Source organism: Deltaproteobacteria bacterium, from assembly GCA_016875225.1.
Classification (GTDB): domain Bacteria; phylum Myxococcota_A; class UBA9160; order SZUA-336; family SZUA-336; genus VGRW01.
In genome coordinates this window covers 1-8,196 of sequence record VGRW01000114.1, presented here as the reverse complement: position 1 = coordinate 8,196, position 8,196 = coordinate 1, and the positions used below count along the sequence as shown (strand labels likewise).

The 8,196-nt window shown below is 70.7% G+C and carries 11 protein-coding genes; 7 read left to right on the top strand and 4 right to left on the bottom strand.

What is annotated here, in order from left to right; translation table 11 throughout:
• From FJ108_17090 to FJ108_17065, 6 genes are all read left to right on the top strand, one after another.
• The coding region (locus FJ108_17090) for a hypothetical protein (protein MBM4337605.1) at positions 1–203 on the top strand (203 nt) is incomplete at its 5' end.
• Positions 204–236: 33 nt separating this feature from the next.
• The gene (locus tag FJ108_17085) at positions 237–569 is read left to right on the top strand and encodes a hypothetical protein (GenBank protein MBM4337604.1); all 333 of its coding nucleotides are present in this window, start codon (positions 237–239) and stop codon (positions 567–569) included.
• 24 nt (positions 570–593) lie between these two features.
• A complete protein-coding gene (locus FJ108_17080; GenBank protein MBM4337603.1) occupies positions 594–1,442 on the top strand; it encodes a hypothetical protein in 849 nt (282 codons plus the stop codon).
• Between the two features lie 99 nt (positions 1,443–1,541).
• Positions 1,542–2,216 carry a hypothetical protein gene (locus tag FJ108_17075; GenBank protein MBM4337602.1) on the top strand — a complete coding sequence of 225 codons (675 nt, stop codon included), beginning with the start codon at positions 1,542–1,544 and terminating at the stop codon, positions 2,214–2,216.
• Between the two features lie 43 nt (positions 2,217–2,259).
• Positions 2,260–2,835, top strand: a complete 576-nt coding sequence (locus FJ108_17070; GenBank protein ID MBM4337601.1) for a sigma-70 family RNA polymerase sigma factor — start codon at positions 2,260–2,262, stop codon at positions 2,833–2,835.
• Positions 2,832–3,506, top strand: coding sequence for a DUF1109 family protein (locus FJ108_17065; GenBank protein ID MBM4337600.1), 675 nt, complete (start codon positions 2,832–2,834; stop codon positions 3,504–3,506). The genes FJ108_17070 and FJ108_17065 overlap by 4 nt, the downstream gene beginning before the upstream one ends.
• Here the strand turns inward: FJ108_17065 and FJ108_17060 are convergent.
• Genes FJ108_17060 through FJ108_17045 form a run of 4 tightly spaced genes read right to left on the bottom strand, consistent with a single transcriptional unit; the run spans position 3,503 to position 5,972 of the window.
• Positions 3,503–4,411, bottom strand: coding sequence for a DUF2063 domain-containing protein (locus FJ108_17060; GenBank protein MBM4337599.1), 909 nt, complete (start codon positions 4,409–4,411; stop codon positions 3,503–3,505). The genes FJ108_17065 and FJ108_17060 overlap by 4 nt on opposite strands.
• The gene (locus tag FJ108_17055; protein ID MBM4337598.1) at positions 4,309–5,187 is read right to left on the bottom strand and encodes a DUF692 domain-containing protein; all 879 of its coding nucleotides are present in this window, start codon (positions 5,185–5,187) and stop codon (positions 4,309–4,311) included. The genes FJ108_17060 and FJ108_17055 overlap by 103 nt, the downstream gene beginning before the upstream one ends.
• A 21-nt stretch (positions 5,188–5,208) precedes the next feature.
• On the bottom strand, positions 5,209–5,475 hold the full coding sequence (locus tag FJ108_17050; GenBank protein MBM4337597.1) for a hypothetical protein: 267 nt from the start codon (positions 5,473–5,475) through the stop codon (positions 5,209–5,211).
• A complete protein-coding gene (locus FJ108_17045) occupies positions 5,472–5,972 on the bottom strand; it encodes a DoxX family protein (GenBank protein ID MBM4337596.1) in 501 nt (166 codons plus the stop codon). Before FJ108_17045 ends, FJ108_17050 begins: the two co-directional genes overlap by 4 nt.
• A 231-nt stretch (positions 5,973–6,203) precedes the next feature.
• Between FJ108_17045 and FJ108_17040 the strand changes: the two genes are divergently transcribed.
• A complete protein-coding gene (locus tag FJ108_17040; GenBank protein ID MBM4337595.1) occupies positions 6,204–8,123 on the top strand; it encodes a transposase in 1,920 nt (639 codons plus the stop codon).
• Positions 8,124–8,196 lie beyond the last annotated feature (73 nt).

Genomic DNA, 8,196 nt, shown 5'->3' with positions numbered 1-8,196 from the left:
GCTACTGGGCGAGCCTACGCACGACCAATCCGATCGAACGGGTGAACAAGGAGTTCAAGCGCAGGACGAAGGCGATGGAGATCACCGGCGGGGAGACGACGACTCACCGCCTGCTGGCCTACGTCGCCCTCACGATGAATCTCGGTTGGAGAAAGTACGCGCTCTCCGCGCCCAAGAACTTCTACACACTTAAAGCCGCTTGACCGGAGCCCGAGCATCCGTCGATCGCGAACTACGTGGTCACCTTCGACTCGGATGAGCGCGAGCTGCACGTGCTGCGAAGGAGTGACTGCGAGGAGATCTGTGAGATTTCGGAGCAGATCGGCTGTCAGGAGGCGATCTCCGAGAGCAGCTCGCAGATCAAGAGCCAGCGCTCCTGCGTCGACGATCTGGAAGACATCGGCGCCACGTCGCTCGACTGCTCGATGATCTGCAGCGAGTCGGACTCGTATTCGTTCTCGACCCACAAGTTCTCGTTCAAGGCGTCGTGCAAGGGGAACTTCATCGCGGACGGCACCCCGTGCGATTTCTCGTTCTCGACCGGCAAGGAGACCATCTGCGGGAACTGAGGGCGCATGGGCTAGGCTGAGCCCGTGCACGTTCCCAGCTTCGATCTCCGCGACCCCGTATTCGAGGCCTTCGGATTCGCGTTCAGCGTCCAGGTGGTGACGCTCGCGAACGTCTACGGGATCGATCCGGAGCGGACCCGCGCGCACGGCGAAGGCGGCGCCTTCGTCGTGCGCGCCTCGGGTCTGGCCAGCGCCGGGCAGCAGGAGCGCCACCCGGGCTCCTGCGAGCTCCGCGTCGAGCCCGCTCCGGACGGCGCGCTGCGGATCCATCTGCGCGCCGAGGCGCCGGAGCCGATCCGCTGCACGAAGCTCGTGCTCCGCGGCCTGGCGACGCCGCTCGAGATCGTCGAGAGCGGTGCCGCTCGCGAGGTGCGCGAGTTCGGCGAGATCCTCGCCTATCCGCAGCGCCTGCCGCTGCCGCTGGTGACGCTGCGCTGCGGCGGCGAGCCGATCGCGGTTCGCTTCGAGGATCCGCGCGTACGCGAGAAGCGCTTCGCGGTCGCGATCGAGCGCACCGGCGAGCGGGCGGGGCAGGGCAGCCTCGAGATCATCCACGAGGAGGACGCGAGCCGCTTCGGGCGCGAGCACGAGGCGCCGCCCTGCGTGATCGCGCGCGGCGACGCGGTCGCGGGCATGCTGGAAGCGCAGCTCGCGTTCGTGCGGCGCGTCTTCGGCCTGCGAGACTGGGCCGAGCGCGAGGACGTTCCGAGCTGGGCGCGCGAGCTTCGCCTGGCGCTCACGCTGCACGGCATGCACTGGACCGGGCGCACGTTTCTCGACTACGCGGGGATGCTCGGCGTGCTTCGCTTCGTCGCCGAGCGGATCGATGGGAAACACGTCCTCGCCTATCTGCCCGGCTGGGAAGGCCGATAGTACTGGCAGTACGGCGACTACCGCCCCGAGCCCAAGCTCGGCGGTGACGCGGGCTTCGCCGCGCTCTGCGACGGCGCGCGCGCGCTCGGCGTTCACCTGATGCCGATGTTCGGCGGCAACTGCGTGAACGCGACGCTGCCGCGCTTCCGCGCGCTCGATCCCAAGGCGGTGCTGAAGAGCGCGACCGGAAACCGCTTCCACGGCAATCAGCCCGACTGGGATTTCGCGCGCGCGCACGACACCGGCTGGCAGGCCTGGCTGAACCCCGGGCATCCCGGCTGGCGCGACGATCTCGCGACGCAGATCGAGACGCTCGCCGCGCGCTTCGGCTTCGACGGCGTCTTCCTCGACACGATCCACGTCTGGACCAACGACGCCGACCACCCCGTCTACGACGGGATCCGCGCGCTCGTCGTGCGGCTGCGCGAGCGGATCCCGAACCTGCTCCTCGCGGCCGAGCACGACTACGACGCGCTGCTCGCGCTGTTCCCGCTGTTCCAGCGCGCCTGGTGGAGCCGCAGCCCCGAGTGGGCCGCGCGCTACGCGCTGCGCATGGCACACCTGTGCGAGGGCGAGCCGGAGGGCCGCACGGGCGTGCACGAGTTCGGCGTCTGGCCCGCGCGAGAGGGCGATCCGCCCTGGCGCGCCGCGCCCGGCTACCTGCCGACGCTCGCCTTCCAGGACGACACTCTGGAGCGCTCGCGCGACCTCGTCGAAGCCGCGATCGGAGCACTCGCCGATTCGCGACTGGCGCGTGTGCGAAATTCAGGCTGACTCCCGAGATCGGCCGACGTAACCTCGGCGCCGGCGGGAGCGTATGGACGGTCGGCGCGACGTGTTGGATGAGCGCGAGCAATCCTGGCGGGGCTGGATGGTCGCGGCGCAGTCCGGCGACGGCGAGGCGTATCAGAGACTTCTGCTGGAGCTGCTGCCGTTCGCCAGGCGCCTGGTCGCTTCGCGCGTGTCGGACGCCGCCGCGCGGGAGGACATCGTGCAGAACGCGCTCGTCTCGATTCACCGCGCGCGGCACACCTATCGGGCTGAGCGCCCGTTCACGCCCTGGCTGCACGCGGTCCTACGAAATGCGATCAGCGACTGGGGCCGATCCCGGGTGCGGCTCTCGCGGCGCGAGGTGAGCTTGGAGATCGATGGGATTCCCGAGCCCGCGGTGGAACCCGCGGACCCGTTCGCCGACGCCATCTCGCCGGAGCTCGAGCAGGCGCTCGCGTCGATTCCGAAGGCGCAGCGCGAGGCGGTCGAGCTGATCCACCTCGAAGGGCTCTCGGTCACCGAGGCCGCGGTCCGCGCGGGCGTGAGCTCCGGCGCGCTGAAGGTCCGCGCGCATCGCGGCTATCGGGCATTGCGGGCGCTGCTGCGGGGGAGAGGCGAATGAGCCCGAGCTCGAGCGAGGATCGCATCCGCGAGCTGGTCCGGGATCTCCGACCCGTTCGCGCGATTCCGCCGCTCCGAGCGGTGGCCGCCGCGGCGCTCGCGGTCTTTCTTCTCATCGTCGCCGCGGGCTGGCTGCTCGGCGGGCTGCAGCCCAGACCCCGCACGGACCCGGCGTGGTCGAGCCCGAGCTATCTCGCCGCGCTCTTCGGCCTCGGGCTGGTCGCGTTCGGCGCCATCAGCGCGGCGCTCGCGTCGGCGGTTCCGGGCCGGGAGCCGACGCTTCGGCTCGGCATGCGACTGGCGGCGTTCGGCGTGGTCACTGCCATTGCGGGCGGGATCGCTGGACTCGCGCGCGGCGACCTCGGCTTCGGAGGCGCGGACCTCGCTGCGTGTGTCACGTGCATGTCGCACGCGCTGCAGCTGGGGCTCGCATCGAGTCTTCTGGCGTGCGGGTTCATCGTCTACGCGGCGATGCGACGGCCGAGCTTCGGCGCGGCTCTGGCGCTCACCGGCGGAGTCGCGCTCGGAGCGGCGGCGGTGCACACGACCTGCCCGAGCGACAGCGCGCTCCACCAGCTGATCGCGCACTCCCTGGCGCCGCTCGTCGCGGCCGCGCTCTTGACTCCACCGCTCGCCGCGCTGCTGCGGCGATTGCGCAGGCGCGAGCTCTAGCCCGCCGATTGCAAGCCGGCGATCAGGCCCTCGGCGAGCCAGACTTCGAGACAGGCAAGCGTGAAGCCGGCGGCGGCGTCTTCACCGATCCGCTCGGCGACCGCGGCGCAGACGGAGCCGAATTCCCGTCCCGCCTCGATCCGCTCCAGCGCGCAGAACTCCGTGTCCGAGAGCGCGCGCTTCCACACGAGCTCGTCGCGGCGATGGATCAGGAGCTTCGACGCGCAAGGCTCGAGCGACGGGATCGGCTCGCCCGCGGAGGCGGCGTCGCCGACGCCCTGCACCGGCCAGTCGAGCGCGAGAAGGCGGTGCGCGGGGACGAGCGCGAAGCGGAGCTCCGACCAATCGTCGGGGGAGACGCAGGCGAGCGCCGACCGCTCGAGCGGCGGCGCGTCGGGCGCGTCGAAGACGTCGACCAGCGCCCATTCGAGCGCGGCCAGGTCGGCGGAAAAGGGCCAGCGCCGCGAGAACGGCTCGGCTACCGGACCGCGCAGGAAGTCGGGAAGGCGCGCGCCCGCGAAGCGAAGCGTGAAGCTCCGCGACGGGTGCGCGATGAGATAGAGCTTCGCCAGATCGTGAAACGCGTCCGCGCCGATCGCCGCGTGGAGCGCGGCGTAGTCCTCGCGAAGCACTTCGTGGATGCGCGCGAAGTATGCGTTCGCGTAGACGTGCAGGCGCTGCGCGGCGGGAATGCCGAGGTCGGATCGGAGCCCGGCGACGACGTCGCGCGCGGAGCCCGCGCCCGACGCCGCGATCGCGCGCGCGAAGTCGAGCTGGACGCGGGGGAGATCGAGCGTCCGGGTCACGCCACGCCCCGACGCGCTGCGACCGCGCGCGTGAGGACCTCTCTCGCGCGCGCGGCCTCGGCCGCGACGCGTTCGAGCTCCGGGATCCGGTCGTCCCACTCGATCAGCGTCGAGATCGGGCCGATCCTGCGGATCACGCGTTCGTACAGCGCCCACACCTCCTCGCGCACCGGATGATCGTGGGTGTCGATCAGGAGCGGACCCGCCTCGCTCGGCCCGGCCAGGTGGATCTGGAACACGCGCTCACCCGGAATCGAGTCGAGATACTTCTCGGCGTCGAGCCCGTGGTTGTGGGCCGAGACGAAGACGTTGTTCACGTCGAGCAGGATTCCGCAGTCGGCGCGCGACGCGATCTGCGCCAGGAACTCCCACTCCGGCATCTCGTCCTCCGAAAAGGCCACGTAGCTGGAGATGTTCTCGAGCGCGATGCGCCGGCCGAGCCGGTCCTGCACCCGCGACACGCGTTCGACCACGTGGCGCACCGCCGATTCCGTGAGCGGCAGGGGCAGGAGATCGTGCAGGTTCTGGCCGTTCACCCCCGTCCAGCTCAGGTGGTCGCTCAGCCACGCCGGCTCGAAGCGCCGCGCCAGGGCGTCGAGCCGCCCGAGGTAGTCGACGTCGAGCGGGTCGCACGAGCCGATGTTCAGCGAGACCCCGTGCAGCGCGAGCGGAAAGCTCGCGCGCACGCTCTCGAGCACGCGCGGCGGGCGCCCGCCGGGCACCATGTAGTTCTCGGAGATCGCCTCGAAGAAGTCGATTCCGAGCGTCTTCGCGCTCGGGTCGGCGAGTATCTCGGCGTAGTGTGTCGGCCGAAGCCCGACGCCTACGCCGAGATACTCCGCCCCGCTCGCACTCTTAAGAGTGGCTGGAATCATCGCGGGGCTCGGCGCCTTCCGTCAGCCCTTCTTCTCCTCGAGCTTCGCCTTGGCCGCGTCGCACTCCTCGGGCGAGAGCATCGTGAAGCCCTCTCCCGCGCAGCCGTTCTTCCCCGCGCAGGCGTTCTTCGCCGACTTGCAGGAGCCGTGGCCCTTGCAGCTGTTCACGCCCTCGCACTTGATCTTCTCGCCGGTCGCGCCGCCCTCGGCCGCGAAGGCGTGGCCGGCGCCGAGCGCGAAGAGCCCCGCGACGGCCGCGGCGAGCGCCGCATTCTTGCTGCGAATCATCGATCGTTCCTCCGAATCCGTGCCCCGACAGGGGCGCATGGAATTGCGGCGCCGGGAACATCCCGGGCCGCGAGCCTCTGGTACAGCCAGCCGTCGAGCGAGAGCGGCCCGGCGCCGAACACCGCGAGCCCCGAAAGGAGCACGAGGTAGGTGAACTCCGAGAGCGCGAAGAGATCCGAGAGCGAGTGGATCTGCTCGCGAAGCGCGGTGAGAAGCGCGACCGCCATCACGCCCATGAGCAGCGGCGATGCGAGGCGCGTCGCCAGTCCCAGCAAGAGCAGGGCGCCGCCGACGAGCTCGGTTCCGGCGACGAACGGCGCCTGCAGCTGCGGGGCCGGGATGCCCAGCCCCGCGAAGAACTTCACCACCCCGTCCAGGTCGTGCAGCTTTCCCCAGCCGCTCTCGAGAAAGACCCAGCCGACGGTCGCCCGCGCCGCGGTCGGCGGCAGCCACCCCAGGCGGCGTTCCAGCTCAGCGGCGATCCTCGCGCTCTCCATCGGGCACTCCGTCTCCGTTTCTGGCCACTTCTACGAGCGGCGGACGGCGGCGGTTACCGACGGTGCCCAGGACTGGACTCGAACCAGCACCCCATTGCTAAGACCAGGCCCTCGAGACGAGTCGTGAGCCGCGCAAGTAGGCGAGATGACGAGACTTCGCAGGGTTACACGGAGCAGTGACGCACTCGATCAGGGCCAAACGGACCGAAGTCCCCCCACAGTCCCTCGGGGGTGTGGTTGCGTAGCGCGGGCCCGCTACGTCGGAAACGCTGCACCTCTCGCCGGGGCGCCGAGGCTCGTGACCCCTTTCGCAGCCTGAGAGCGGCTACGCCGTCTCGGCGAGCTGCGCGTCTCCGAGGCGACGGGCGGCCTGTCGTTCACGCCCGCGAGCGAATCCGTTCACTGACTCGCTCGGCGCGCACACATCCGCCCCGGCCCCGCGGCACCGTTCTGGCAGTCGCAACCGCAGTGGTCTTGGTTGCGTCACGCGCCGCACGCCGCAAGCAGCCGGCGCAATACACACGGCGCACGCCCGAGGTGACGCCACTCTACGCGGCCGTTCGAGACGAGCTCGAGACTTACCTCGCTCGGGCACACGACCGCGAGCGCATTGTGCCGCGCTTTGTCGAGCGCGAGCTGCGCGCGTACCTGCAGTGCGGTCTGCTCCGTCACGGCTTCGTGCGCGCGCGTTGCGCCGACTGCGGCCTGGACCGGCTGGTCGCGTTCTCGTGCAAGGGACGCGGCTTCTGCCCGGCCTGCGTCGGCCGGCGCATGGCCGACACCGCCGCGCACCTGGTCGACCGCGTCCTGCCCCAGGCACCGGTGCGCCAGTGGGTGCTCTCACTTCCCCACTCGCTCCGCTACCGGCTCGCCTTCGACGCCGAGCTCTGCAGCGCGGCGCTCGACGTCTTCATCCGCAGCGTCTTCATCTCACTCCGGCGCCGCGCACGCGCTCGCTTCGGCGTGCAGGCCCGCATCGCCCGCTGCGGCGCCGTCACCTTCGTGCAGCGCTTTGGCGACGCGCTCAACCTGAACGTCCACTTCCACTCCCTTGTCCTCGACGGCGTCTACCTGCGCGAAGCCGATGGCTCTGCACAGTTCCGCACTCTGGCACCACCGACGGATGCAGAAGTCGAGCGGGTCGCTGCTTCGATCGCACTTCGCCTGATCCGTCTGCTCGAACTCCGCGGGCTTCTCGCCGGGAACCCCGACGAGACAGACCCGCTGGCGCGCGATGGCAGCACGCTCGGTGAGCTCTACGCCGCCTCGATCCGACACCGAACTGCGACGGGCCCACGGGCCGGCCGGCGCGTAGCGCGCGTCGGCGACCGCATTGCTGCGGACGACCTCGAACCGCCGCGAAGCAAACGCTGCGCGATGGTCAACGGCGTCAGCCTGCATGCAAACGTGGCCGTCCCCGCGCGGGACCGCAAGCGCTTGGAGCGGCTGTGCCGCTACGTCGCGCGGCCGCCGGTCTCTACCGCGCGGCTCGCGGCGCAACCCGATGGCCGTCTCCGCTACCAGCTCAAGCGCCGCTGGCGCGACGGCACGACGCACGTCGTCTTCGAGCCCGGCGAGCTTCTCGAGCGGCTGGTCGCGCTGATCCCACCACCGCGCGCGCATCAGGTCCGATACCACGGCGTGCTCGCACCCGCTGCGGCCGGCCGCGCCGGGATCTGCTGTGACCGACGACTTGCGGAGCACTCCAAGACTGACTCGTCGCGCGGCCAGCTCGCCCCGGGAAACGATCGCGCAGGCAACCCGATCGACACGACCTCGCGCAGTTCAGCTCGCCCATCGAGCCGATCGGGAAACTCCTCGCACGCCTGCGGGGATCGCGATTCGAACGGGTTTGTCTCCGCTCCCAACCCGCGCGTACCGGCTCCTCCGCGCGCGCGCCGGCTCTCGTGGTCCGCGCTCATGCAGCGCGTATTCGTGCGCGACGTCCTCGAGTGCCCTTCCTGCCGCGGTCGCATGCGCGTGATCGCCGCGATCGAGCAGCCCGAGATCGCCGCCGCCATCCTCGGCTCGCTCGGACTCGCGAGTCGCGCGCCCCCAGCCGTCCCAGCCCGCCAGGCCGAGCTCTTGTGCGACCCCGACCTCGAGCTCGCAGGCCCGGCCGACGACTTCACCGAGCCGCCCTCCGACTGACCCCCGCCACGGGATCCGGCAGCCCAAGCGCACTCCCCAATCGGCGACCCCGGCTCGCCGCGTCCGCCCCACC